This is a genomic window from Kitasatospora sp. NPDC057500 (assembly GCF_042802195.1).
Lineage (GTDB): Bacteria > Actinomycetota > Actinomycetes > Streptomycetales > Streptomycetaceae > Kitasatospora.
Window position 1 is genome coordinate 88,698 of record NZ_JBHVER010000003.1, and the last position, 25,720, is coordinate 114,417.

Genomic DNA, 25,720 nt, shown 5'->3' on the forward strand with positions numbered 1-25,720 from the left:
CACGGCGCGCGGGGAAGCCCGCGAGCACACGCCGAGCGACACCGGGTGGAGCGGGAAGACCCCCGGGCCCGGGCCCGCCCGCACCGCGCCCGGGTACCGTTCGCCCCATGAACCACCACCCGCCGGCCGACGACCGCGAGCGCCTTGTCGCGGCCGGGGTGCTGCTCCGCTACCAGGACCACCGCCCCCACCCCTCCCTCGGCCACTCCCCCATCGGCTACGTCTCGACGGCGCTCTGGTTCGAACTCACCGCACTGGCCATCGTTCCCGCCGCCGCCGCGACGACCGCGCACGCGCTGCTGCGGTCCATCGCCGCCGACGCGGTGGACGCCGCGCTCGCGCCGGGCAACGAGACCGCGCCGCGCGACGACCTCTACGTGACGCACCCCGCGCACATCGGCCCGTACCGCCGGGTGGTCTGGTTCCAGCGCTCGGGACCGCGCGGCCTGATCACGGCGATGTTCCCGCCCGACCAGTGACCCGACCACCCACCCCGGCCACCGACGGCGGCCACCGACGGCGGCCATCGACCCCGGCCACCCGACCCCGGCCCACGACCCCCGACGCCACCCCAGCGGTCACGTCCGCCGCGGCGACCCGCCGTCCGGCACCCCACGCTCGACCAGCAGGCTGTGGCAGGTCCAGCCGAGCCGGTCCGGCCCGAAGGCCGGCGGACGGGCGTGGTAGGTGCCGTCCGAGACCGAGAGGTTGACGATCAGGTAGGCGTGCCAGTCGGCGCCCACACCCCGGCGGTCGGCGTGGATGAGGGTGCCGTCGACGAACCAGTCCACCGAGTGCGCGCCGAGGACCGTCCGGATGTCGAAGGTGGCGCCGGGGGCTATGCCGGCCTCGGCCCCGTGCCAGTACCGGTAGCCGCCCCGGACGTGGTTGGAGATCTCCAGCAGGTCCGGGTTGTCGGGGTGGTACTCGAACACGTCGATCTCGTTGCCGCCGTCCCGCCAGGTCCAGATCGCCGGCCAGGCCCCCAGCTCCAGGGGCAGGGTGACCCGTGCGCTCAGGGTGTCGCCGGTGCGGATCTGGAAGGCCTCCGGGCTGCCCTCGGTGGTGAGCAGGTTGCACGTCCACAGGTCCCCGCCGTGCCGCCGGGCGGCGGTGAACAGGCCGCCCGGGCAGTGGGCGCGGCTGAGGAAGTCGAGCTTGTGGTCGCCCCGGTTGGTCGGCCCCATTCGGGGATAGGCGCTGCTGCGCCCCGCGATCCACTGGCTGGTCGATGTGAAGTCCGCGTCGAACACGACGGCCACGGCTGCCTCCCCGGTCCCCGGCGTCGCGGCGGCCCGCTACCGCCGCACACGGTGGGTGAGATACCCGGTACGCAGCGCAATATTCGAACCGGACGCTCCGAGTCCGGGCCGGAGCCCGGTCGAACGGCGCGGGGCGGGCGAGGGCGGGCGGGCGTACGGGGTCAGCGGATGGGCGCAGGCGTGTCGTTCTCGCGCGCGTCGCCGTCACGCGCGCCCCCGGAGTCGGCCGGAAAGGCGTCCTCCGGGCCCAGGCCGCCGAAGGCGTCGGCGCTCAGCCGGTCGGTCACCGACACCACGCCGTCCACCGATCGGCAGAGGTTCAGCACGATCGCCACCAGGTGCGGCTCGGGCACGGTACCGCTGAGCACCACCCGCCCCTGGTCCACCTCGACGCCCACCTCGGCGGGGCTGACGCCCTCGACCCGGCCGAGCACCTCCTCCACGATCTCCCGGCGGATCACCCGGTCCTCGCGCAGGAAGATCCGCAGCAGGTCGCCCCGGCTGACCATGGCGAACACCCGGCCGTCCTCGTCCAGCACCGGGAGCCGCTTCACACCGTGCTTGTTCATCAACCGGGCCGCCGCGACCACGCTGGCGTCCGGAGTGGTGCACACCACGGGGCCGGACATCAGATCGGCTGCGGTGACCGCGCCGCCCGGGCCGGTCCGGGCGAGGTCCGGCGGCGGCATGTGGCTGCCCTGGTCCTCCTGGGCCGCCAGGGTGAGAAGCAGGTCCGCCTCCGAGACGATGCCGAGCGGCCGGCCGTCGCCGTCCACCACCGGCACAGCGGTGATGTCGTACTCGGCCAGCAGCGCGACGATCTCCCGGAAGCCGGTCTGGGGAGCGACCTGGACCACGGGACTGGTCATCACTGATTCGACGGTGGCATGCCGCACGCCGGTTCACCTCGTCCGAAGGCGTGGTCCGACCGGACCCCTGTCGTCCGATCGGCTGTACCAGGAGCATCTCCCCCGACCGGGCGATCCGCCAGGGGCCAAGGGGCTGAATCGACGGGACCAAGGGCCTCCCCCTCCCTACGCCGATCCGACCCGGACGGCACCGCACCACCCCCGACCATCCCCGACCACCCGACACCACCCCATTGCTCCGGACGGGCGACCCGCACCCGCCCCGCACCCGACCCGCACCCGACCCGCACCAACCGACCGCCACCCGCCCCCGCCCGCACCCGGGCCCCTCGGCGGTGCCGGAGCGGTGCCCACCGCAGTGACCCGTGGGCACCGCTCCGGGAGCGGGTCAGTAGTCCCAGACGGCCGGGACGAAGCGGAAGGCGTTGCCGGCGGCCGCGACGTGGCAGACGGACGGGAAGGGCAGGTGGGTGGCCACCAACTGGTCGCCGCTCGCCGCGAGTTCGGTGAGCAGACGGGTCCGGACGCGGGTGGACTCCTCGGGGTCGTGGTCGAAGCCGTTGTGCCAGCCGGGCTTGTCGAAGCCGCACTGGAACACGGCGTCGCCGGCGAAGGTCAGGCGGTCGCCGCCGGACTCCAGGCGGACGATGCTGTGGCCGGGGGTGTGGCCGCCGGTGCGGCAGATCCGCACGCCCGGCGCCACCTCGTACTCCGTCTCGAACGGGCGCAGCTGACCGCGGTACACCTCCAGGAAGCGCGCGGCGGTCGTGCGCAGCACGTCCGGGACCGGGCCCGGCATGGCGGTGCGGGAGAAGTCGGGCGCCGCCCAGAACTCGGCCTCGGCGGCAGCCAGGTGGACCCGCAGGTCGGTGCGGAGCCGGCCCCGCAGGCCGTCGACCAGCAGCCCGCCGATGTGGTCCATGTGCAGGTGGGTGAGCACCACGTCGGTCACGGACCCGGGGTCGATCCCGGCGGCCTCCAGCCGCGTCGCCAGCTGCCCGGCGCGCGGGAAGCCCGGGAACTCCGTCCCCAGCCCGGAATCGACGAGGACGGTACGGCCGCCGCTGCGCACCACGGCCACGTTCAGCGGCCAGTCGATCAGTTCCTTCGGCAGGAACATGTCGCTGAGCCAGGCCGTCAGCTCGGCCGTGGCGGCGTTGACGGCCAGCGTGGTCGGGGAGATCGGCAGCACGCCGTCGCTGATCACCATCACGTCGATGTCGCCGACCTTCAGCGCGTAGCGCGACGGAACGAGTTCGTCGTGCGCGGTGTGGACCAGGCTCATGTTGTCCTCCTCCGGAAGAGTGTTCAGTCATCCCCTATGACCGGACAGCGCCCCGGCCCGTGACAGCCCCCGGGTCCGTTGTGCGCCGGACGGGCCAGAGCCGAACGGACGAGAGGCGGACGGGCCAGGCCCGAACGGACGAGGGCCGAACGGACGAGAGGCCGGTGGCGGCGGTGCGGGACCGGTTCGGGGCGGCGATCATCGTGGCGTCGTCCGTCGACCTTCTTCCGGGGAGCCGCCGTGAGCGTTGCCGACAGTCCTGTCCGTGCCGTGCCGCAGCGCTGTCTGGTGACCGGGGCCACCGGGTACATCGGCGGCCGGCTGGTGCCGGAGCTGCTGGAGGCGGGGTACGCCGTGCGGTGCCTGGTCCGGAACCCGGACCGGTTGCGGGACCATCCGTGGCGCGCGCGGGTGGAGGTCGCGGCGGGGGACGTGACGCGGCCGGAGAGCCTGGAGGGGGCCTTCGACGGGGTCGACGTCGCCTACTACCTGGTGCACGCGCTCGGTACCGGCGCCGGGTTCGAGGCCACCGACCGGGCCGCCGCGGCGGCGTTCGGGCGGGCGGCGGCCCGGGCGGGGGTGCGCCGGATCGTCTACCTGGGCGGGCTCGCCCCCGCCGGGGTGCCCGCCGGGCGGCTGTCGCCGCACCTGCGCTCGCGGGTCGAGGTCGGGCGAGTGCTGCGCGACTGCGGTGTGCCGACCGCCGAGCTGCGGGCGGCGGTGATCATCGGCTCGGGGTCGGCCTCCTTCGAGATGCTCCGCCACCTGACCGAGCGCCTGCCGGTGATGGTGACCCCGCGCTGGGTGGACACCCGGATCCAGCCGATCGCCGTGCGGGACGTGCTGCGGCTGCTGGTCGGGGCGGCCGCGCTGCCGCCGGGGGTGAACCGCGCGTTCGACATCGGCGGGCCCGAGGTGCTGACGTACCGGCGGATGATGGAGCGCTACGCGGCGGTGGCCGGGCTGCCGCGCCGACTGATCGTGGCCGTCCCCGTCCTCACCCCGCGACTCTCCAGCCTCTGGGTCGGCCTGGTGACGCCGGTGCCGGGGTCGATCGCCCGGCCGCTGGTGGAGTCGCTGCGCTACGAGGTGGTCCGCGGCGAGCACGACCTCGACCGCTACGTCCCGCAGCCGCCGGGCGGCGCCATCGGCTTCGACGCGGCGGTGCGGCTCGCGCTGCGCCGGATCCGGGACGCGGACGTCGCCACCCGGTGGTCCTCCGCCTCGCTCCCCGGCGCGCCGAGCGACCCGCTGCCCACCGACCCGGACTGGGCCGGCGGCAGCCTCTACCAGGACGTCCGGGAGCTGCGGGTGGACGCCGATCCGGCGGCACTGTGGCGGGTGGTGGAGGGGATCGGCGGCGAGAACGGCTGGTACTCCTTCCCGCTCGGCTGGGCGGTGCGCGGCTGGATCGACCGGCTGGCCGGCGGGGTGGGGCTGCGGCGCGGGCGGCGGGACCCGGCGCGGCTGCGGGTCGGCGAGTCGCTGGACTTCTGGCGGGTGGAGGAGATCGAACCGGGGCGGCTGCTGCGGCTGCGCGCGGAGATGCGGCTGCCCGGCCCGGCCTGGCTGGAGCTGGCGGTCGCGCCGGACGCGGCGGGCGGCAGCCGCTACCGGCAGCGGGCGCTGTTCCACCCGCGCGGGCTGGCCGGGCACGCGTACTGGTGGGCGGTGGCGCCGTTCCACGCCGCGGTCTTCGGCGGGATGGCCCGGCGGATCACCGAGCAGGCCGCCCGCGAACCCCGGGAAGGGGCGGCGGGCGGCTCACCGTGAGTGCCGCAGGTCCTCCAGCTCGCCGGTCATCCGGCCAAGGAAGCGGGCCACGGCGGCGAGCTCGTCGGTCGTGAACTCGCCGCGGACGGCCTCGGTGCGGCGGGCGACCGGCGCGAACCACTCGGCGGCCATCCGGCCGGCGCCCGGGAGGTACTGCACCAGGACCAGCCTGCGGTCCGCCGCGTCCCGGGTGCGGCGGATGTGCCCGGCCCGCTCCAGCCGGTCCAGGACGGCGGTGACGGCGCCCGAGGAGAGGCCCAGTTCCTCGCCGAGCCGCCCGGGGGTGATGCCCGGGGACCCGGTGGCGTCGCCGGTGCGCATGATCGCGAGCAGCGCCTGGACGTCGGTGGTGTGCAGGCCGCTGGCGGCGGCGAAGCCGTGGCCGAGCAGGTTCATCTCGGAGGCGAGGTCCTGCAGCAGCCGGCCGAGCTCGGGCGTGCCGTGCGACCCGCGCTGTTCCCCCTGCTGTGCCAAGGCCTGTTCTCCGGTTGCGTACGACGTCGGGCTAATCGGTTCAGCCTAACGGTGCCGCCCGCGCTCAGGAGATCCCCGGGCCGACGCGTTCGCCCTCCGGGTCCTGCTCCGGGTCCGGCGCCGGGTCCGGCGCCGGGTCCTGCTCCGGGCCCGGCGCCGGTCGCGTGGCCGCCGCGCGCCCGGTGCGGGCCGGCCACCAGACCCGGTCGCCGAGGTCCCGGACCAGGGCCGGCACCAGCAGCGAGCGCACCAGCAGGGTGTCCAGCAGCACGCCGAAGGCCACGATGAAGGCGATCTGGGCGAGGAACGCCAGCGGGATCACGCCGAGCGCGGCGAAGGTGGCGGCCAGCACCACGCCTGCCGAGGTGATCACCCCGCCGGTGGCGGTGAGCCCGCGCAGCACCCCCTCCCTGGTACCGGAGCGCAGCGCCTCCTCGCGGACCCGGGTCATCAGGAAGATGTTGTAGTCGACGCCGAGCGCGACCAGGAACACGTAGCCGTACAGCGGCACCGAGGGGTCCACGGCGGAGAAGCCGAACACGTGCGGGAAGACCACCGCGCTCACCCCGAGCGTAGCCAGGTAGGAGAGCGCGACGGTGGCGGCCAGCAGCACCGGCGCCACCAGGGAGCGCAGCAGCAGGACGAGGACGGCGAGCACGCACAGCAGCACCACCGGGGTGATGAGGGTGCGGTCGCGCGCGGCGGTGGTGCGGGTGTCGTCCTGCTGCGCGGTGTAGCCGCCGACCAGCGCCTCGGCACCGGGGACGGCGTGCACGGCCTGGCGCAGCCGGTGCACGGTGGCGATCGCCTCGTCGCTGTCGGCCGGGTCGGTGAGCGTCGCCTCCAGCCGGACCCGGCCGTCCACGACCAGCGGCGCGCCGCCCGGCGCCCCGGCGGTGGTGGCGCGCACGCCGGCCACGCCGGGGACGGCGGCGGCCGCCGCGGTGACGGCCTCGGACCGGTCGGCGGCGGCGATCACCACGGCGGGGTTGCCGCTGCCGCCGGGGAAGTGCGCGGAGAGCAGCCGCTGGCCGGCGGCGGAGGGCTGGGCCTTGACGAACAGCTCGCTCTGCGGCACCCCGCCGGCGTCCAGGGCGGGGGCGAGCGCGGCGAGCGCCGCCAGCACGGCCAGGCTCGCCGCCCACAGGGCGCGCGGGCGGCGGGCGACCAGCGCGGCGACCCTGCCCCAGACGGCGTGCACCGGGGCCCGGCCGTCGGCGGCGGGCCGGGCCGGCCAGTAGGCGGCGCGGCCCGCCAGTACCAGGGCGGCGGGCAGGAAGGTGAGCGCGGAGAGCACGGCGCAGCCGATGCCGATGGCGCCGACCGGGCCGAGCGCCCGGTTGTTGGTGAGGTCGGAGAGCAGCAGTACCAGCAGGCCGAGCGCGACGGTGGCGCCGGAGGCGGTGATCGGCTCGACGGACTGCCGCCAGGCGGTGCGCAGCGCGGCGAACCGGTCGCCGTGCAGGTGCAGTTCCTCGCGGAAGCGGGCGGAGAGCAGCAGGCCGTAGTCGGTGGCGGCGCCGATCACCAGGATCGACAGCAGGCCCTGGACCTGGCCGTCGACGGTGACCAGGCCGTGGTCGGCGAGGAGGTAGACCAGGGCGCAGGCGATGCCGAGGGCGAAGACGGCGCCGAGGATGACCAGCAGGGGCAGCAGCACGGCGCGGTAGACGGCGAGCAGGATGAGCAGGACGACGCCGAGCGCGACGCCGAGCAGCAGTCCGTCGATGCCGGCGAAGGCGCCGCCGAGGTCGGTGAGGATGGCGGCGGGTCCGGCCAGGCCGACGGTGGTGTCGGGGACGCGTTCGGCGAGTCCGCGGACGGCGCGCACGGTGTCGCCGGTCCCGCGGCCGAGGTCGGCGCGCAGTTGGACGACGCCCTGGACGGCGCGGCCGTCGGCGGCGGGCAGGGCGGGCGAGACGCGCCCGGTGGCGCCGGGGAGGGCGGCCGCGTCGTGCAGGGCCTGTTCGGCGGCGGCGCGCCGGGTGTCGTCGAGGGGGCCGGTGCGGCTCTCCCAGACGACGATGACCGGCAGCGCGTCGTCGGCCCGGAAGGCCTCGCCGAGCCGGGCGGCCTCGGTGGACTCGGCGCTGCGGGGCAGGAAGGCGGCCCGGTCGTTGGTGGCGACCTCGCCGAGCCGGCCCGCGTAGGAGCCGAAGGCGCCGCCGAGGCCGAGCCAGACGACCAGCAGGGCGAGCGGGACGAGCAGCCGGGCGCGGCGCCGCCGGGCGGCCGGGGGCGGGGGCTGGGTCTGCGGCGGGGCGGCGGGGGCGGGACGGTCAGCGGGCATGGCGGGGCGCCCTCCGGGCTGGTCGGGGTGGCGGACAGCCCGGATCATATCTCTCGACGGTCAAGAGACTTTGCGGGTGGAGAGACCTCGCGGCCGCGCCAGGAGTCCGGCCACCGAGAGCGCGCCCCAGCCGACCGAGACGGCGACCGCCATCACCCGGTGCCGCCGGGCCGGCAGGGCGGTCGCGAGCAGGGCGGCGTCGCCGAGGTCGGAGGCGATCCGGACGGCGGTGGCGGTGCGCAGTGCGGCGTCGCTCGGGGCGAGGGCCATGGCGAGGCCGCACGCGGCGTCGCGCAGGGCGAGCGGGCGCAGGCAGGCGGCGACCGGGGCGGGTACCGAGCCGTCCGGCGCGGTGAGGCCGGAGGGACGGGCGAGCAGCGCGGGCCGGCGGGCGACGGCGAGTCCGTAGACGGCGGTGGCGGCGCCGGTGAGGCGCAGGAGGGGCTGGTGCACGGCGGTGGCCTCCCGGACGGGTGGCGGACGGGGTGTGCGACCAGTGTGCCGAGGCGGGGCGCGGGACATGCCGACGGCCCACCGGCGCTGGGCCGGCGGGCCGGCGGCAACCGTCCGGGAGATGCCGGGGCGTCAGGAGACGCGCTTGATCTGCCAGGCGTTGTTGTTGAGGCTCGGGACCGCCGAGTAGCGGCAGCTGCTGTTGTAGAACGAGGAGAGCTGCACCCAGCCGGCCGGCTGGTAGGTCGACGAACAGACGGTGAGCGTGGTGCCGACCGGCAGGCCGGCGATGTCCTTGATCTGCTTCTTGTTGGGGCTGAAGGTCGACGAGCAGCTGAGGTCGTTCCACCACTGGACGTCGACCCAGCCGGTGGGGGTGAGCTGGCTGCTGCAGACGTTCTGGGTGTCGCCGGGGGCGGCGTGCGCGGTGGTCGCGGCCAGGGTCAGCGCGGCGGCGGCGCAGCCGACGGCCAGGGCGGCGGCACGAAGACGGGACACGGGGCGGCTCCTCTCCACGGCGCGGGCGGTCCGCGCCGGCCACCCATTCCTATCGGTGGAACAGCGGACACGGACAGTGACTTTCCGGCCCGGTGCGCCGGGGTGCGCGTCGCGTTCGCACCTGTTGACAGTGCGCCGGCGCACTTGTTTCCGGCATATGCCAAAGACCGCGGACTCGCCCGCACCCCCTGGATCGGGGGCGCGGGCGGGCCGTGGGTGCCGCAGCGGGTCGTCAGCCGGTGATCGGCTCGACGTCCAGGCGGATGTGGTCGACGGCCCAGAACCAGTTGTTCCCGGCGTCGTACATCCGGAACTTCAGCGTCACGCTGCGTGCGCCCGCCGGGACGGCGAACTGCTTGGCGACGAAGGCGTTCTGGACGTCCTTGCCGCCGTTGTCGTTGCCGGTGGTGTCGGAGCTGTAGAACACCAGGCGGGTCTCGGTGCCGTTGTCGAAGACCGCGGTGACGGCGGCCTTCTGCGGGGCCTCCTGTCGGTAGTGCGAGTCGAAGCCCAGGTGCAGGGTGGTGGCGCCGGCCGGGACGGGCACGGCGGGCGAGACCAGGGTCGAGTCGAAGACGCCCTTCTTGGACGGCGAGCCGGTGTCGTCCCAGTCGTCCGGGTCCGCGACGGCCACGACGCCCAGGCCCCGGGTGAAGTTGCCGCGGTCCTGGCCGGCCGGGCCGGCCCACTCGCGCTTGGTGTGGAAGGTCCAGCCCTGGAGCCGGGTGGTGCCCTGCGGCATGCCCGGCGCGTTGACCACCGACCAGCCCTGCGGCGCCTGCGCCGTCCAGCCGAGCACCCCGCCGACCGGCTGGAGCGCGCCGGCCAGCGACTCGAAGTCCTCGCCGAGCAGGTGGCCGGCCATCACCGGGGCGGTGCGGGCGGCGAGTTCGCCGTCGGCGACGGCGAAGCGGTCGCCGGCCCGCGCCCGGGCGGTGACCAGGACGCGGTGGGTGGCGCCGTCGGGCAGCTGCGCGGGCGGGGTGACGTCCCACTCGGCGGTGGCGGTGGCGCCGGCGGCGAGCGAGGCGGGCGGCGCGGTGACCGCGGCGACCGTCCAGCCGGCCGGGACGACCGGCTGCGCCTCCAGCGCGCTCAGCGCGGTGGCGGCGGTGAAGCGGGCGGTGACCCGGGCCGGGCGGCCGGGCAGCAGGATCGCCTCGTCGATGGTGGTCGAGGCGGCCTTGAGCGCGACGTCCACGGCCAGCGGGTCGGCCAGGCCCATCGCCGGGTCGGTCAGCAGGTGCTCGCCGTCCCAGGGGAAGCGGCCGGCGATCCGGCGGCGGAAGCCGAGCTCGCCGCGCACGCCCACGGCGACGTCGTACCAGCCCTCGGGGCCGACCTTGACGTTGACGGTCCTGTCGTCGCCCGCCGCGACCCGCACCTCGCGCAGGCCGTCGCCGTAGGCGAGGTCGCCGACCAGGAAGGTCTGGGCGGTGCGCGAGCGGTTGATCACGTCCACCTCCAGCACCTTGCCGTTCTTCTCCTCGGAGAGCGAGATCTCGTAGGGCGCGTCGACGGTGCCGCGCAGGTGCCACAGCGCGCCGTTGGGGCCGTGCACCCGCAGGTCGTAGCCGTTGGGGCCGACCGTCCAGACGTCGGAGATCCGGGACTTGGCGCCGACGGTGTAGTGGCGCGGCGCGGTGCCGGGCTCGGGGTAGACCGCGAGGACGGCGCCCTGCTTGCCCTGGTTGATGAAGTCGACGGTCAGCTGGTCGCCCTTGAGGCGCGGCTTGACGATCAGGTTGTACGGCGCCGGGCGGGCGGCCCGGGTGCCGCGCTGCTGCTGCGGGAAGGCCTGCGGGTTGGGCACGGTCGGAGCTGGCAGCTTGCCGGTGTCGACGACCTTCTGCCGGTTGCCGCTGGTGTCCGGCAGCTCGGGCCAGCGCGGGTCGCGGCCGGAGAAGTCGAAGACGTTGGTGAGGTCGCCGCAGACCGAGCGGCGCCAGGGGCTGATGTTGGGCTCCTGGACGCCGAACCGCTGCTCCAGGAAGCGCAGCACCGAGGTGTGGTCGTAGACGGTGGAGTCGACGACGCCGCCGCGGGTCCACGGCGAGACGACGATCATCGGCACCCGCACGCCCAGGCCCATCGGGTAGGGGCCGGAGACCACGCTCTCCCCCGCGGGCAGGGTGTCGGACCAGGTGAGCGAGCCGTCGGCGGCCTTGACCCGGTACTTGCCGTCCTGGCTCACCACGCGGTGGTAGGTGGAGCCGCCCTTGCCCACCCGGACCACCACCTCGCCGTCGACCGGCACGGTGGACTTGCCGCGCCCGGTGGCCAGCGGCGGGACGGGCGGCAGGTTGTGGTCGAAGAAGCCGCCGTGCTCGTCGTAGTTGAGGATGAAGACGGTCTTCTGCCACACCTCGGGCCTGGCCGCGAGGGCCGCCAGCAGCCGGGCGGTGAGGTGCTCGCCGTTCGGCGGCGCGTAGTTGGCGTGCTCGGAGAGCGCGGCGGGGGCGACGATCCAGGAGACCTGCGGGAGGGTGTCGGCCCGGACGTCGGCGGCGAAGGCCTCGACCAGGGCGTCGCCCATCGCGAACGGGTCGTTCTTCTTGGCCGGGTCGCCGACGGCGTGCATGCCGCGGTCGTAGAGCGGCTCACCGGGCTTGGCCTTGACGAAGGGGGCGAACCAGGCGAGCGCGTTGTCGTCGTAGTTGTCCAGCGCCTGGTAGGTCTTCCAGCTGACGCCGGCCTTCTCCAGGCGCTCGGCGTAGGTGGTCCACTCGTAGCCGCCGGGGATCTCGGTGTTGTCGGTGACCGGGGTGTCCCGGACGGTGCCGCCGCTGGTGCCCGTCATCAGGTGGTCGCGGTTGGTGTTGGTGTTGCACTGCACCGAGGCGTAGTAGGCGTCACAGGCGGTGAACACAGAGGCGAGCGCGTGGTAGAAGGGCATGTCGGCGCTCTCGTAGTAGCCCTGGCCGAGCCAGCCGCTGGAGCGGCGGGTGACCGAGCCGTCGGCGAGGCCGTCGTTCCAGGCCTTCATCGAGTCGACGAAGCCGAACGCGGGGGCGCCCTGCTGGTAGGCGCTGGTGTGGGCGGCGTTCATCGCGAAGGGCAGCAGGTAGCCCTCCTTGCGGCTCGGGTCGGGCTGGTGGAAGACCGAGCGGCCGTTGACACCGCGCACCGCCGCGCGGTCGCCGAAGCCGCGGACTCCGGCCAGGGTGCCGAAGTAGTGGTCGAAGGCGCGGTTCTCCTGCATGAACACCACGACGTGCTGGATGTCCGCCAGCCGGCCGGGGCGGGCCGGCGCGGCGAGCGCCTCGCGCACGCTGAGCGGGAGGGCGGACAGCACGGCGGCCGCCGCCGCGCCGCCGAGCAGGGTGCGGCGCGACAGTTCGGGCTTCGGACTCATCGGGGGTGGCTCCTTGTACACAGCGGGGGTGGTCGGACGCTTCGGTCCAGACCCGTTATGTGTACGGGCCCCAGATGGACGGGAACGGGGGCTTCGATGGCGCGCCGATGACGGACAGTGAACCCCGAGCTGTACAGACAACTTGACCCGGTTCCGCACCCTTCGCCCGAGCCGCCCGCCCCGCCCTTGACAGGGGCCCCTCAAGGAACCCCAGGCACCCGGTCACGGAAGGTAGTTGACGAACCGTCGGCAGGCACCGGCCAGGTCGTGGACAACCCTTGACGAGGCATGTGGTCTGTGGAAATCTCACGGCAGGTCCAGGCCAATGATCTTCGAACGGGGGCGAGGATCGGATCGTCCGACACATCAGGGGGGATACCTGGGAGTCGGGTCCGGCCGTGCCTCGGCGTCCTGCCGACCGGTCCGCGGGGCGGGCCGGCCACCCTTCGGCAGCCGCGCCGTCCGACCGCGCGCCGTGCCGCGTCCGCGCCGCCACGGCCACCGCTCGGACGGGTGCCCCGCAGCTCCGTCTCCGACTCCCGAATCGAGCACAGCATGTCCGACTCCCCCAACCGGCCCGACCCTGCCTCAACCGCCGGGGAACCCGCGAGAGCGACGGACGCCACCGGGCCCGCCTCCGCCGCCCAGCACGGGATCTGGCTGACCAGCAGGCTCACCCACGTCCCCGAGGTCTTCCACCTCGCGCTGCGCCTCGCCTTCGACCGGATCGACACCGGGGCCCTCGCCCGCGCCGTCGCCGCGACCGCCGCCCGGCACCCCGCGCTCGGGGCGGCCCTGGTGGAGCGGGACGGAGTGGTCCACCAGGTCCCCGCCGGGCGGGCGCCCGGACTCACCGTCCTCGACACGGCCACCGACAGCGCCGAGTCGCTCGCCAAGCGGCTCGCGGAGGAGCTCGCCCTCCCCTTCGACCTGGCCGCCGGGCCGCTCGCCCGGTTCACCCTGCACCAGCGGCCGGACGGGAGCGCCGAACTGCTGGTGGTGGCCCACCACGCGGTGTTCGACGGCACCTCCAAGGACGTGCTCGTCGCCGACCTGGCCGCCGGGTACGCCGCCGCGCTCGCGGGCGGGGCACCGGCCGGGGCCGCGACCGCCGGGGCCGCGACCGCCGACGCCCCGCAGCCCGTCGACCCGCAGCCCGTCGACCCCGCCCTCGCCGAGGCGGCCGCCGCGTTCCACGGCCCGCGCTGGGCCGCCGCCACCGACCCGGTGCTGCCCGGCGGCGCGCGGGCCACCACCGCCGCCGGCCCCGGCGAGGCCGTCACCTGGCGGCTGGAGGGCGCCGGCCGCGCCGCCCTCGACGCCGCCGCCCGGCAGGCCGGGGTCACCGTCTTCGAGTTCCTGCTCGCCGCCCTGCACGGACTGCTGCACCGCTACGGCGGCGAGGCCGTCCCGGTCGCCGTCCCGTTCTCGATCCGCCGCCCCGGGCAGCGCGGCGTGATCGGCCCGTTCGTCAACGAGCTGCCGGTGTACGCCCCGGCCGGCGCCGGCGCGGACGCCCCCTTCGCGCGCTACGCCCAGGCCGTGCGCGCCGAGGTCCGGCTGGTGTCCGAGCACCGCACCGTCCCGTTCGGAACCGCCGTGCCCGGCCTCACCCCCCGGGCCGGGCTCGCCCCGGTCTCCTTCGGCTACCGCCGCCGCACCACCGCCGACCCCGTCTTCCCCGGCAGCGCCACCCGGGTCGACTGGACGGTCTTCCACCACGCGGCCCGCAACACCCTGCACCTCCAGGCCGTGGCCGACCCGGAGGCGGTCGAGTTCTCCCTCCAGTACGACCCGGCCGTCCTCGCCCCGGCCGCCGCCCGGCGGACCGCCGGCCACTTCGCCACCCTGCTCGCCGCCGCCACGGCCGCCCCCGGCACGGCGCTCGGCGACCTGCCGCTGCTCGACGCGGCCGAGCAGCGGCGCGTCACCACCGACTGGAACGCCACCGAACGCGCGTACCCGAGCGGGCGGACCGTGCTCGACCTGGTCCGGGAGCGGGCCGCCGCCGCTCCGGACGCGCTCGCCGTGGTGGCCGGCGAGCAGCGGCTGACCTACCGCGAACTGCTGGGCCGCGCCGAGCGCCTGGCCGGCGCGCTCACCGCGGCCGGCATCGGCCGGGACGACCTGGTCGGGCTGCACCTCGCCCGCACCGCCGACCTGCCGGCCGCGCTGCTCGCCGTGCACGCCGTCGGCGCCGGCTACCTGCCGCTGGACCCCGGCTACCCGGCCGAGCGGCTGGCCTTCGTGCTCGCCGACTCCGGCGCCGCCCTGCTGCTGGCCGACCGCGAGCCGGCGCCCGAGGTGGCTGCCGCCGCCCCGGCGGTGCTCCGCCTCCCGCAGTCGGCGGACGTGCCCGCGCCGGCCGATGCCGGGGGCGCGCCGGCCCACGCCGAACCGGGCCGGCTCGCCTACGTCCTCTACACCTCCGGCTCCACCGGCCGCCCCAAGGGCGTGGAGATCGGCCACCGGGCGCTGGCCAACCTGCTCGCGGCCTTCGCCGAGCAGCTGGACTCCGGCCCCGGGCACGTCTGGCTCGGCCTCACCTCGCTCTCCTTCGACATCTCCGCCCTCGAACTGCTGCTGCCGCTGACCACCGGCGGCCGGCTGGTGCTGGCCCCCGACGGCCTGGCGGTGGACGGGCCGGGGCTGCGCGCCCTGGTCGAGCGCGAGGGCGTCACCCACGTCCAGGCCACCCCCTCGGGCTGGCGGGTCCTGCTCGGCGCCGGGCCGCTGCCCGCCGGGCTGACCGGCCTGGTCGGCGGCGAGGCCCTGCCCCTGCCGCTGGCCCGGCAACTGCGGGACGGCACCCGGCGGCTGCTCAACGTCTACGGGCCGACCGAGACCACCATCTGGTCCACCTGCGCCGAGGTCCCCGAAGCACCGGAGGCCGTCCGGATCGGCAGGCCGATCGCCAACACCCGCGCCTACGTACTGGACCCCCGGCGCCGGCCGCTGCCGATCGGCGTGCCGGGCGAGCTCCACCTGGGCGGCGACGGGCTCGCCGAGGGCTACCTGGGGCGACCCGGGCTGACCGCCGAGCGCTTCGTCGACGACCCGTTCGGCGACCCCGGCGACCGCCTCTACCGCACCGGCGACCTGGTCGCCTGGAGCCCGGAGGGCGAACTGGAGTTCCTCGGCCGGCTCGACGACCAGGTCAAGATCCGCGGCCACCGGATCGAGCTGGGCGAGATCGAGTCCGCACTGCTCACCCACCCGGACGTCGCCGAGGCCGCCGCCGCGGTGCACCGCGAGGAGGAGGACGCGGAGCCGTTCGTCGCCGGGTACCTCGTCCCGGCCGCCGCGAGCACCGCGCCCGCCCCCGCCGAGCTGCGCGCCTTCCTCCAGCGGTCGCTGCCCGGCGCCGCCGTCCCGCAGCGCTTCCTGGTGCTCGACCGGCTGCCGCTGACGCCCAACGGCAAGCTGGACCGGCGCGCGCTGCCCGTCCCGCCGGTGCCGGTCGTCGAGGCGGCGTCCACCGACGAGCCGGACGGAGGCCGGGAGCAGGAGCACGACGAGGTGCTCGGCGCCGTCCTCGCGGTCTGGTCCGAGGTGCTGCGGCTGCCCGACCTCGGCCCCGAGGAGGACCTCTTCGAGCTCGGCGGGCACTCCCTGACGATCATCCAGATCACCGCCCGGATCCGCGACCTGCTCGGCGTCGAGCTGGACTTCGACGTCTTCTTCGCCACCCCGACCCCGCTCGGCATCGCCGCGGCCGTCCGCGAACTGCGCTGACCCCACGGGCGGCGCGGCCATCCCCGCGCCGCCCCCTCCCTGCGCCGCGCCCCTCCCCGCACCGAGTCCCTCCCTGCACCGCGCCCCTCCCTCCGCCTCCCCTCCCCCTGCGGCGGCCCCGGCCTCGCGGCGACCCGCCCGACGGCCCGAGCCCCACCGCTCCGACGTGCGCCGAAATGGAACACCCGATGACCGACCTCCAGGACCCCGCCGCCGGGTTGTCCGCGACCAAGCGCGCCCTGCTCGCCCAGCGGCTGCGCGCCGCCGCGGCCGACCCCGCGGACGCCACCGCACCGACCCCCGCGAACACCGTCCCCGCCCGGCCCGCCGACGCCGGGGTACCGCTCTCCAGCGGCCAGGAACGGCTCTGGTTCATGGACCAGTTCGCCCCCGGCTCCACCGCCTGGACCCTCGCCCCGGCCCGCCGGCTGCGCGGCCCGCTCGACCGCGCCGCGCTGGACGCCGCCCTCACCGACCTGCTCGCCCGGCACGAGGCGCTGCGGATGTCCTTCCCCGCCACCCCCGAGGGCACCGCGCAGGTCCTGATCGCCGAACCCGGTCCGTGCGCGGCCGAGTTCGTCGACGCCACCGACGACCGCGACCCGGCCGCCCGCGCCGCCCGGGAACTCGGCGAGCGGGTGGCCCGGCCGTTCGACCTGGCCGCCGGCCCGCTGCTGCGCGCCCTGCTGGTGCGCACCGCCCCGGACGAGCACGTGCTCGCCCTGGTCATGCACCACATCGTCAGCGACGGCTGGTCGCTCGACCTCCTGCACCGCGAACTCGACGCGCTCTACGCCCGGCACGCGCACGGCACCCCGGACCGGCTCCCCGACCTCACCGTCCAGTTCGGCGACTACGCGCACTGGCAGCGGGAGCGCCTGGCCGGCGAGGCGCTGGCCGCCTCCCGCGCCCACTGGCGCGAGGAGCTGCGCGACGTCCCCGCGCTGGAGCTGCCCACCGACCGGCCCCGCCCGCCGGTGCTCACCTTCGAGGGGGCCGCCACCGAGTTCCACTGGAGCCCCGAGCTCGGCCGCGGCGTCGCCGCCCTGGCGCGCTCCGCGAACGCCTCCGGGTACATGGTGCTGATGGCCGCGCTGCAGACCCTGCTCGGCCGGCACGCCGGACAGCGGGACTTCGCGATCGGATCCGCCGTCGCCGGCCGCCTCCACCGCGAACTGGAGGGCGTGGTCGGCCTGTTCGTCAACATGCTGCCGATCCGGGCCCGGCTGGAGGGCGACCCCGCCTTCACCGAACTGCTCCGCCGGGTGCGCGGCACCACGCTCGACGCCTACACCCACCAGGAGGTGCCGTTCGAGCAGATGGTGGCCGACCTGGACATCGAGCGCGACGTCAGTCGCTCCGCCGTCTTCCAGGTCAGCTTCGCCTTCCAGAACTACGGCGACCGCAGCGCCGCCACCGCCCCCGACTCCCCCGGCGCGCCCTCCGCCGAGAGCTTCGGGCACGAGGCCGCCACCACCCGCACCGACCTCGCCTTCTACCTGCGGGAGAAGTCCGACGGCGGACTGTACGGGCTGGTCACCTACCGCACCGACCTCTTCGACGCCGCCACCGTACGGCAGTTGACCGAGCGCTTCGAACTGCTGGTCTCGGCCGCGGTCGCCGACCCGGAACGGCCGCTCTCCCGGCTGCCGCTGCTCACGCCCGGCGAACGGCACGACGTCCTGGAGCGGTGGGCGGCCGGGCCCGCACTGCCCGACCCCGCCGACGGCCCGCAGACCCTCACCGCCCTGCTCGCCGACACCGCGCGCGCCCACCCGGACCGCCCGGCCCTGGAGTTCGAGGGCCGCACCGTCGACTACCGGGAGCTGGACGAGCGCGCCAACGGCCTCGCCCGCCGGCTGCGCTCACTCGGCGTCGGGCCGGACGACCGGGTCGCGGTCTGCCTGGAGCAGTCACCGGAACTCGCCGTCGCCCTGGTCGGCGTCCTGAAGGCGGGCGGCGCCTACCTGCCGCTGGACCCCGAGCAGCCGCCCGCCCGCCTCGCCCACCTGGTCTCCGACGCCGGGGTGCGGGTCCTGCTCACCGACACGGCGCTGCACGAGCGCTTCCCCGGCTACGAGGGCGCCGTGCTGCTGCTGGACACCGACCCCGCACCGCGCGACCCCGCGCCGCTGGAGGAGGCCTCGGGCCCGGACCAACTGGCCTACGTGATCTACACCTCCGGCTCCACCGGCGCCCCCAAGGGCGTCGCCGTCCAGCACCGGCAGATCCTCAACTACCTGGCCGGGGTGCGGGAACGGCTGCGGATCGAACCGGGCGCCGGCTACGGGCTGCTGCAGTCGCTCTCCTTCGACTTCAGCATCACCATGCTCTACCTCGCGCTGAGCACCGGCGGCCGGGTCCACCTGCTGCCGCGCCGCATCGCGGGCGCCGAACTCGCCGAGCGCATCGAGGCGCTGCGGCTCGACTACCTCAAGATGACGCCCTCCCACCTGGCCGCGCTCGGCGCCGACGCCCCGATGGAGCGGTTGCTGCCGCGCCGGGCGCTGGTGCTCGGCGGCGAGGCCTCCGCCTGGCCGTGGGCCGCCGAACTCGCCGCCCTCGGCCGGTGCTCGGTCTTCAACCACTACGGCCCGACCGAGGCCACCGTCGGCGTCACCGTCCACGAGGTCACCGCCGAGGCCGCGGGCCCCGGCAGCACCCCGATCGGCACCCCGCTCGCCGGCGCCCGCTGCCACGTCCTCGACGGGGCGATGCAGCCGGTGCCACCGGGCGTCACCGGCGAGCTGTACCTGGGCGGCGACCGGCTGGCCCGCGGCTACCTGGGCCGCCCCGACCTGACCGCCGAGCGCTTCGTCGACGACCCGTTCGGCGCCCCCGGCGACCGCCTCTACCGCACCGGCGACCTGGCCCGCTGGCGCGCCGACGGCACGCTCGACTACCTGGGCCGGGCCGACGACCAGATCAAGGTCCGCGGCTACCGGGTCGAACCCGGCGAGGTCGAGGCCGCCCTCACCGCGCTGCCCGGCATCACCCAGGCCGTCGTCCTGGCCCGCGGCGAGGGGCTGCGGCAGATGCTGGTCGGCTACCTGGAGCATCCGGGCGACGGGCCCGCCCCGGCCGCCGCCGAACTGCGCGAGGCCCTCGCCGAGGTGCTGCCCGACTACATGGTCCCGGCCCGCTTCGTGGTGCTGGAGCGCCTGCCGCTGCTGGCCCACGGCAAGGTCGACCGGCGCAACCTGCCCGAGCCGGAGGAGCCCGCCGCCAGCGGCGAGTTCGTCGAACCGGAGGGCGAGGCCGAGGAGTTCGTCGCCGCGCTGTGGTCCCAGCTGCTGGGCGTGCCCCGGGTCGGCGCCCTGGACGACTTCTTCGAGCTCGGCGGGCACTCCCTGCTGGCCACCCAGGTGGTCGCCAGGCTGCGCCGCCACTACCCCGAACTCCCCACCCCCGTCGGGGTGATGGACCTCTTCAAGTACCCCACCGTGCGCCGGCTGGCCGCCCTGGTCAGCGACCCGCACGCCGACCGCGGCCCGCGCAGCCTGCTGCACCTGCTCACCCCGCCCGGCCGCAAGGCCGCCGCGAGCCTGGTCTGCGCGCCCTACGGCGGCGGCAGCGCGCTCATCTACAAGCCGCTCGCCGACGCCCTGCCCGCCGACTGGGCCCTGCACTCGCTCGCCGTCCCCGGCCACGAGCTGGGCGAGGAGGCGATGGACGTCGACGAGGTCGCGGCCGGCTGCGCCCAGGAGATCCTGGACAACGTCGAGGGCCGGATCGTCCTGTACGGCCACTGCGGCGTCGGCGTCCGGCTGGCCGTCGAGATCGCCCGCCGGGTCGAGGCGGCCGGGCGCGAGATCGACGCCATCCACCTCGGCGGCATCTTCCCGTTCGCCCGCCCGCGCGGGCGCGGTGCCGCCGCCGGCGAGTGGTGGGCCCGCACCGCGGACAAGCTGCGCAGCGACCAGGGCATGATCAACGCGCTGGCGGCGGCGGGCCTGGACACCGACGAGGTCGGCGTCGAGCAGCTGCGGCTGATGGTCGCCAACCGGCGGATCGGCACCCGGGAGGCCGAGCAGTACTTCACCCGGCTGTTCGAGGGCATCGAGGACGGCGGGGGCTCCGGTGGCGGGGACGTCCGGCTCGCCGCCCCGGTCTACGCGGTCTGCGGCGACCGGGACCCGGCCACCGAGTTCTACGAGGAGCGGTACCGAGAGTGGCACCGCCTCAGCGACACCACCGGTGTGGTGGTGCTCGACGAGGCGGGCCACTTCTACCTGAAGTACCGGGCAGCCGAACTCGCCGAGATCCTCACCACCGTGCACCGCTCGGTGGCGGAGGGCGAGGAGGACCGGCACCGGCGCACCGAGGGCGCCACCTGGTGGCTGGCCGGGCTGTCCCGCGACGCCTCGCAGGCCCCCGCCGCCGCGTCCGCCGCGGTCCGTCCGACCATGCGCCGCTTCCTCGGCGTCGCCGCCGGCCAGCAGATCTCGATGATCGGCTCGGCACTCACCGAGTTCGCCCTGCCGGTCTGGATCTACCTGACCACCGGCTCGCTCGCCCAGTTCGGCCTGCTGGCCGCCTGCGGCCTGGTCCCCGGCATCCTCACCGCGCCGCTCGCCGGCGCCCTGGTGGACCGCGGCGACCGGCGCCGGATCATGCTGTACGGCGACGTCGCGGCCGGCCTGACCCAGGCGGTGATGCTGCTGCTCTACCTCACCGACTCCTTGCAGGTCTGGCACGCCTACGTGCTGATAGCACTGCTGTCGACAGCGCTCACCTTCCAGCGGCTGGCGTGGAACTCGGCCGTGCCCCAGCTCGTCCCGAAACGTTTCCTCGGCCGCGCCAACGGCGTCGTCCAGATGGCCTTCGGCCTCGCCCAGTTCCTGGTCCCGCTGTTCGCCGTCGGCCTGCTGTCGGCGCTCGGCCTCGGCGGCATCCTCGTGATGGACGTCGCCAGCTACGTGGTCGCCACCGGCATCACCCTGGCCGTGCGCTTCCCCGACGTGATGGCCGCACGGCGGCGCGAGAGCGTCACCGCCGAGATCCGGGCCGGCTTCCGGCGGGCGCTCGGCAGCCGGCACTTCCGGGCGATGCTGCTGTTCTTCGCCGTGCTCAACATCTTCCTGTCCCCGCTGTTCCTGCTCACCACCCCGCTGGTGCTCTCCTTCGCCCCGCTCGCGGCCGCCGGCTGGGTCTCGGTCGCGGCCGGCCTCGGTGCCGTCCTCGGCGGGCTGACCCTGCTGGTCTGGGGCGGGCCGCGCCGGCTGCGGCTGCGCGGCGTGCTGCTCGCCACCCTCGGCCTGGCCGCCGCCTGCCTGGTGACCGGTCTGCGCCCGAGCATCTGGCCGGTGGCGCTCGGCGCCTTCGGCATGGCGTACGGGCTGGGACTGGTCAACGGCGTGTACGCGACCATCGTGCAGACCAAGGTGCCGCTGCGCTTCCACGGCCGGGTGATCGCCGTCAACACCATGGTGGCCTGGTCCACCCTGCCGATCGGTTTCGCCGTCGTCGCACCGCTCGGGCCGCGCCTGGTCCAGCCGTGGATCGAGGAGGACGGCGCGCTGGCCGGCACCGTCGGCCGACTGATCGGCACCGGCGACGGGCGCGGCATCGGCCTGCTCTACCTGCTGTTCGGCCTCGCCATGGCGCTGCTGGTCGCCGTCTGCCTGGCCGTCCCCGCGCTGCGGCACTTCGACCGCGAGGTCCCCGACGCCGAGCCCGACGACCTGGTGGGCCTGACCACCCTCGCGGCCCGCGCCGGGACCACTCCGGCCCGCACCGCGGCCGCTCCCCCGTCCGAGACCCTCCCCTCCGCAACCGCCGAACCCGCCGAACCCGCCGCAACCACGCGCCGTACCGGAACCGAGGCCGCCGCCCGATGACCACCACCGACCGGACCGCCACCGACGGGACCTCCAGCGACCGGACCGCCGAGGCCGTCCACCCGCTCACCGAGGAACAGCGCCGGCTCTGGTTCCTCCAGCAACTCCACCCCGCCGACGCCGGCTTCAACATGTACCTGTGCCGCCGGTGGAGCGGCCCGCTGGACGTCAGCGCGCTGCGCACCGCACTGGAGCGGCTGACGGCCCGGCACGAGCCGCTGCGCACCCGCTTCGCCCTCGACGGCGAGGCGCCCGTCCAGCTGGTCGAGCCGCCCGCACCCGTCCCGATTGACCTGCTCGCGCTCACCCCGGGCGCCGGCGAACAGGACTTCACCGAGGCCTGCCGCCCCGCCGTCAACGCGCCGTTCGACCTCGCCGGGCGCCCGCCGCTGCGCGCCGTCCTGGTCTCCGCCGGGCCGCACGAGCACGCGTTCGCCCTGGTGGTGCACCACATCGTCTCGGACGGCTGGTCGTTCAAGGTCCTCTGGCGCGAACTGCTCGCGCTCTACCGGGAGGCGCTCGGCGAGGAACCGGCCGGCCTCGCGCCGCTCGCCCTGCGCTACGGCGACGTCGCGCGCGCCGAGCAGGAACGCGCGGCGGCCGGCGGCGCCGAGCAGGCGTTCCGCTACTGGGCGGAGAAGCTGGCCGGCACCGGCCGGCTGCGGCTTCCGCTGGACCACCCCCGCCCCGCCGAGCCCCGGCACCCGGCGGGCTTCGCCACGGTCGCCCTGGACCCGGAGCTGACGTCGGCCCTGGACGCGATGGCCCGGCGCGAGCGCTGCACCCCGTTCATGGTGCTGCTGGCCGCCTACCAGTGCGTGCTGGCCCGCTGGACCGGCAGCACCGACTTCGTGGTCGGCACCCCGCTCGCGGGCCGCACCGAGGCCGCGCAGGAGGCGCTGGTCGGCTACTTCGCCCGCACCGGCGTGCTGCGCGCCGACCTCACCGGCGAGCCCGGCTTCCGCACCGTGCTGCACCGCGTCCGCACCGCCACCCTGGGCGCGCTCAGCCACCAGGACGTCCCGCTGGAGCGGCTCGCCGCCCACCTGGACCTGCCCGCCGAGGCCGGCGCCGCGCCGCTCTACCAGGCGGTGTTCGTGCACCAGAGCCAGTACGACCTGACCGGCGAGGACGGCGGCGCCCCGCTGCCCTCCGGGGTCCGCACGGCCTCCATGGACTCCGGCTTCGAACGCGCCAAGACCGATCTGCTGCTGGACAGCTGGCGCACCCCTGACGGCGGTCTGACACTCTCCTTCTGCTTCGACCGGGAGGTGTTCGACCCGGCGACGGTGGCCGCGCTCGGCACCCGCTGCCGCGCGCTGCTGGCCGCCGCCGTCGAGGACGTGACGGTGCCGCTGCACGGGGACTGGCTGATCGGGGCGCAGGAGCGCGCCGAACTGCTGGCGCTGGGCGCGGGCCCCGCGGCCTCCCCCGATGTCCGCCCCGTGCTCGCCCGCTTCGCCGAACGGGTCGCCGCCGCTCCGGGCGCGACCGCCCTGGAGTGCGACGGCGAGGTCCTCTCCTACGCCGAGCTCGACCGCCGTTCCACCGAGCTGGCCGAGCGGCTCGGCCCGGTGGCCGGGCAGCTGGTGGCCGTCCGGCTGGCCCCCTCCTTCGAGCTGGTCACGGCCCTGCTGGCGATCTGGAAAGCCGGCGCCGGCTACCTGCCGCTCGACCCGGCCCACCCGGAGGAGCGCCGGCGCCTGATGGTCCGCGAGTCCGGTGCCGTCCTCCTGCTCACGGACGAGGACGGCGCGGGCCTGCGCATCCTGCCCGGCGGCGACCCGGCTCCCGGTGAAGAGCGCGCCGGCCTCGCCTACGTCCTCTACACCTCCGGCTCCACCGGCACCCCCAAGGCCGTCGCCGTCGAGCACACCGCGCTGGCCGCCCGCGTCGACTGGATGGCCGGCCCCGACGGCTACCGCCTCACGCCCGGGGACCGGGTCGTCCAGTTCGCCTCGATCGGCTTCGACACCCACGCCGAGGAGCTGTGGCCCGCCCTCGCCACGGGTGCGTGCGTCGTGCTGCTCCCCGGCGGCGGCCGCACCCTGCCCGAACTGCTGCGCGGCCCGCACGGCCCGTCCGTCACCGTGCTCGACCTGCCGACCGCCTACTGGGAGGAACTGGTCGCGCACGACGACCGCACCCCGTGGCCGGCCGCCCTGCGGCTGGTGGTGCTCGGCGGCTCCGAGGCCCGCGCCGACGCCGTCGCCCGCTGGCGGGAGCGGCACGGCGACGCCGTCCGGCTGGTCAACACCTACGGCCCGACCGAGGCCACCGTCATCGTCACCGCCGCCGACCTCGGGGCCCCCGACGCCGGACGCCGCCCACCGCTCGGCCGCCCGCTGCCGGGCGTGCGGCTGTACGTGCTCGACGAGCGCGGCGCCCTGCTGCCGCGCGGCTCGGAGGGCGAGCTGTACATCGGCGGCGCCGGCCTCGCCCGCGGCTACCTCGGCCGCGCCGACCTGACGGCCGCGGCGTTCACCGACGACCCGTTCGCCGAGGACCCGTCCGCCGGCGGGCGGACGTACCGCACCGGCGACCGCGCCCGCTGGCGCACCGACGGGACCCTCGACTACCTCGGCCGCACCGACGAGCAGATCAAGCTGCGCGGCTACCGGATCGAACCCGCCGAGATCGAGTCCGCGCTGACCGGCCGCCCGGACGTGCTGCGCGCCGCCACCGTCGTGCTCGGCGGCCGGCGGCTGGTCGCCTACGCCGTCCCGGCCCCCGGCGCCGAGCCCGATCCCGCCGCCCTGCGCGAGCACCTCGCCGTACGGCTGCCCGCGTACCTGGTCCCCGACACCGTCGTCCTCCTCGACGCCCTCCCGCTGACCCTCAACGGCAAGCTCGACACGGCAGCCCTCCCCGAGCCGGAGCCGGCCTCCGTACGCCAGTACGTGGCGCCGCGCACCGACGCCGAGCAGTTGGTCACCCAGCTGTGGCAGGAAGTGCTGGGCGTGCCACGGGTAGGCGCCCTCGACGACTTCTTCGAACTCGGCGGGGACTCACTGCTGGTCACCCGGGTGGTCGCCCGGATCCGCGCGGGCGTCGGCCTGGACGTCCCGATCCGCGACGCCTTCGAGCTCTCCACGGCCGCCGCGCTCGCCGCGCGCGTCGAGGAGCTGCTGATCGCCGAGATCGAGGCGCTGAGCGAGGACGAGGCCGCCGACCGGCTGGCCTAACGACCGAGGGGCGCAGGCATCCCGGCGGATGCCTGCGCCTCGGCGGCGGCCTTCAGATCGGCCAGCCACCCCTCCAGGCCCGCCCGGAGGATCGCGGTCGCCATCGGCACGTTCGCGTCGACCTGCGGCCCGGTGTGGGTCTCCTCGGTGCTCACCTTCACCCCGCCCTTGACCCGGCTGAAGTTCCAGACGTGCACCCCGTCGATGTGCACCCCCTCGCCGTCCGCTGGACCGGTCCAGCGGACGCAGGCGCCCTGCTTCAGCTGACGCGCGGTCGAGACGATGTCCAGGCTGGTCGCCGGGATCCCGGTCCCGGGCGGCACCGGCGTCGTCCAGTGGAACGCCGACCCGGCCCGGAAGCGGCCGTGGTCCAACCGCTCCGCGCCGGTGACGGACGCCTGCCAGGACGGCCAGCGCTCCACGTCCGCCTGCAGCCTCCAGATGACGTCCAGCGGCGCGTCGATCACCGTCTCCGTCCGGTACCGGACCTTCGCGGCGGGGTCGACGCCCGCGCCCCGGCAGGTCAGCGCCTCGCCCTGCTGTGCAGCGGCACCGCCCAGCAGGGCGGCGACCAGCGGAACGGTGATCACAGCGGCTCGGATTCCATGCATGGCATGTCCCTCCCTAGAGGCCATTCCTTCCGTTAGAAGTTCTAACTCCTCGCCGTCCTGACAGTCAATAACCTTCGTGATACCTTCTAA

The 25,720-nt window shown here is 75.6% G+C and carries 14 protein-coding genes; 5 read left to right on the plus strand and 9 right to left on the minus strand.

All coding sequences use genetic code 11. The annotated features are described in order from the left end of the window. Nucleotides 1-107: 107 nt before the first annotated feature. A complete protein-coding gene (locus ACFU74_RS01370) occupies nucleotides 108-479 on the plus strand; it encodes a hypothetical protein (protein WP_380749885.1) in 372 nt (123 codons plus the stop codon). Nucleotides 480-578: 99 nt separating this feature from the next. Here ACFU74_RS01370 and ACFU74_RS01375 read toward each other — a convergent pair whose 3' ends face one another. The 3 genes from ACFU74_RS01375 to ACFU74_RS01385 form a co-directional block, all read right to left on the minus strand. Beyond that, the gene (locus tag ACFU74_RS01375; protein WP_380749888.1) at nucleotides 579-1,262 is read right to left on the minus strand and encodes a beta-glucanase; all 684 of its coding nucleotides are present in this window, start codon (nucleotides 1,260-1,262) and stop codon (nucleotides 579-581) included. 161 nt (nucleotides 1,263-1,423) lie between these two features. Continuing rightward, nucleotides 1,424-2,131 (minus strand): CBS domain-containing protein, encoded by a 708-nt coding sequence (locus ACFU74_RS01380; RefSeq protein ID WP_380749891.1) that lies wholly within the window; start codon nucleotides 2,129-2,131, stop codon nucleotides 1,424-1,426. 388 nt (nucleotides 2,132-2,519) lie between these two features. After that, nucleotides 2,520-3,416 (minus strand): MBL fold metallo-hydrolase, encoded by an 897-nt coding sequence (locus ACFU74_RS01385; RefSeq protein WP_380749894.1) that lies wholly within the window; start codon nucleotides 3,414-3,416, stop codon nucleotides 2,520-2,522. 240 nt (nucleotides 3,417-3,656) lie between these two features. Between ACFU74_RS01385 and ACFU74_RS01390 the strand changes: the two genes are divergently transcribed. Beyond that, complete coding sequence (locus ACFU74_RS01390) at nucleotides 3,657-5,189, plus strand: SDR family oxidoreductase (protein ID WP_380749897.1); 1,533 nt, start codon at nucleotides 3,657-3,659, stop codon at nucleotides 5,187-5,189. Here the strand turns inward: ACFU74_RS01390 and ACFU74_RS01395 are convergent. The 5 genes from ACFU74_RS01395 to ACFU74_RS01415 all read right to left on the minus strand — a co-directional run bounded on the left by ACFU74_RS01395 (nucleotide 5,181) and on the right by ACFU74_RS01415 (nucleotide 12,259). Further along, complete coding sequence (locus ACFU74_RS01395) at nucleotides 5,181-5,663, minus strand: MarR family winged helix-turn-helix transcriptional regulator (protein WP_380749900.1); 483 nt, start codon at nucleotides 5,661-5,663, stop codon at nucleotides 5,181-5,183. The two genes, ACFU74_RS01390 and ACFU74_RS01395, sit on opposite strands and share 9 nt — an antisense overlap. A gap of 64 nt (nucleotides 5,664-5,727) precedes the next feature. Beyond that, a complete protein-coding gene (locus ACFU74_RS01400; RefSeq protein ID WP_380749903.1) occupies nucleotides 5,728-7,953 on the minus strand; it encodes an MMPL family transporter in 2,226 nt (741 codons plus the stop codon). Nucleotides 7,954-8,013: 60 nt separating this feature from the next. Continuing rightward, nucleotides 8,014-8,406: a hypothetical protein gene (locus ACFU74_RS01405; RefSeq protein ID WP_380749906.1), complete on the minus strand. Its 393-nt coding sequence runs from the start codon at nucleotides 8,404-8,406 to the stop codon at nucleotides 8,014-8,016. Between the two features lie 132 nt (nucleotides 8,407-8,538). Continuing rightward, the gene (locus tag ACFU74_RS01410) at nucleotides 8,539-8,904 is read right to left on the minus strand and encodes a hypothetical protein (protein ID WP_380749909.1); all 366 of its coding nucleotides are present in this window, start codon (nucleotides 8,902-8,904) and stop codon (nucleotides 8,539-8,541) included. A gap of 232 nt (nucleotides 8,905-9,136) precedes the next feature. Then, nucleotides 9,137-12,259, minus strand: a complete 3,123-nt coding sequence (locus ACFU74_RS01415) for a phosphocholine-specific phospholipase C (RefSeq protein WP_380749912.1) — start codon at nucleotides 12,257-12,259, stop codon at nucleotides 9,137-9,139. Nucleotides 12,260-12,814: 555 nt separating this feature from the next. Between ACFU74_RS01415 and ACFU74_RS01420 the strand changes: the two genes are divergently transcribed. From ACFU74_RS01420 to ACFU74_RS01430, 3 genes are all read left to right on the plus strand, one after another. Next, nucleotides 12,815-15,994, plus strand: a complete 3,180-nt coding sequence (locus tag ACFU74_RS01420; protein WP_380749915.1) for an amino acid adenylation domain-containing protein — start codon at nucleotides 12,815-12,817, stop codon at nucleotides 15,992-15,994. A gap of 188 nt (nucleotides 15,995-16,182) precedes the next feature. Further along, nucleotides 16,183-21,834, plus strand: a complete 5,652-nt coding sequence (locus tag ACFU74_RS01425) for an amino acid adenylation domain-containing protein (protein WP_380749917.1) — start codon at nucleotides 16,183-16,185, stop codon at nucleotides 21,832-21,834. Then, complete coding sequence (locus ACFU74_RS01430; RefSeq protein WP_380749920.1) at nucleotides 21,831-25,019, plus strand: amino acid adenylation domain-containing protein; 3,189 nt, start codon at nucleotides 21,831-21,833, stop codon at nucleotides 25,017-25,019. Before ACFU74_RS01425 ends, ACFU74_RS01430 begins: the two co-directional genes overlap by 4 nt. Here ACFU74_RS01430 and ACFU74_RS01435 read toward each other — a convergent pair. Further along, nucleotides 25,016-25,630, minus strand: coding sequence for an SRPBCC family protein (locus ACFU74_RS01435; RefSeq protein ID WP_380749923.1), 615 nt, complete (start codon nucleotides 25,628-25,630; stop codon nucleotides 25,016-25,018). The genes ACFU74_RS01430 and ACFU74_RS01435 overlap by 4 nt on opposite strands. Between the last annotated feature and the right edge of the window lie 90 nt (nucleotides 25,631-25,720).

Bases quoted from the DNA above. Each gene is read 5' to 3' on its own strand.
- ACFU74_RS01370 (WP_380749885.1), top strand. From the start codon at position 108: ATGAACCACCACCCGCCGGCCGACGACCGCGAGCGCCTTGTCGCGGCC.
- ACFU74_RS01380 (WP_380749891.1), bottom strand. From the start codon at position 2,131: ATGACCAGTCCCGTGGTCCAGGTCGCTCCCCAGACCGGCTTCCGGGAG.
- ACFU74_RS01385 (WP_380749894.1), bottom strand. From the start codon at position 3,416: ATGAGCCTGGTCCACACCGCGCACGACGAACTCGTTCCGTCGCGCTAC.
- ACFU74_RS01400 (WP_380749903.1), bottom strand. From the start codon at position 7,953: ATGCCCGCTGACCGTCCCGCCCCCGCCGCCCCGCCGCAGACCCAGCCC.
- ACFU74_RS01415 (WP_380749912.1), bottom strand. From the start codon at position 12,259: ATGAGTCCGAAGCCCGAACTGTCGCGCCGCACCCTGCTCGGCGGCGCG.
- ACFU74_RS01420 (WP_380749915.1), top strand. From the start codon at position 12,815: ATGTCCGACTCCCCCAACCGGCCCGACCCTGCCTCAACCGCCGGGGAA.
- ACFU74_RS01425 (WP_380749917.1), top strand. From the start codon at position 16,183: ATGACCGACCTCCAGGACCCCGCCGCCGGGTTGTCCGCGACCAAGCGC.
- ACFU74_RS01430 (WP_380749920.1), top strand. From the start codon at position 21,831: ATGACCACCACCGACCGGACCGCCACCGACGGGACCTCCAGCGACCGG.
- ACFU74_RS01435 (WP_380749923.1), bottom strand. From the start codon at position 25,630: ATGCATGGAATCCGAGCCGCTGTGATCACCGTTCCGCTGGTCGCCGCC.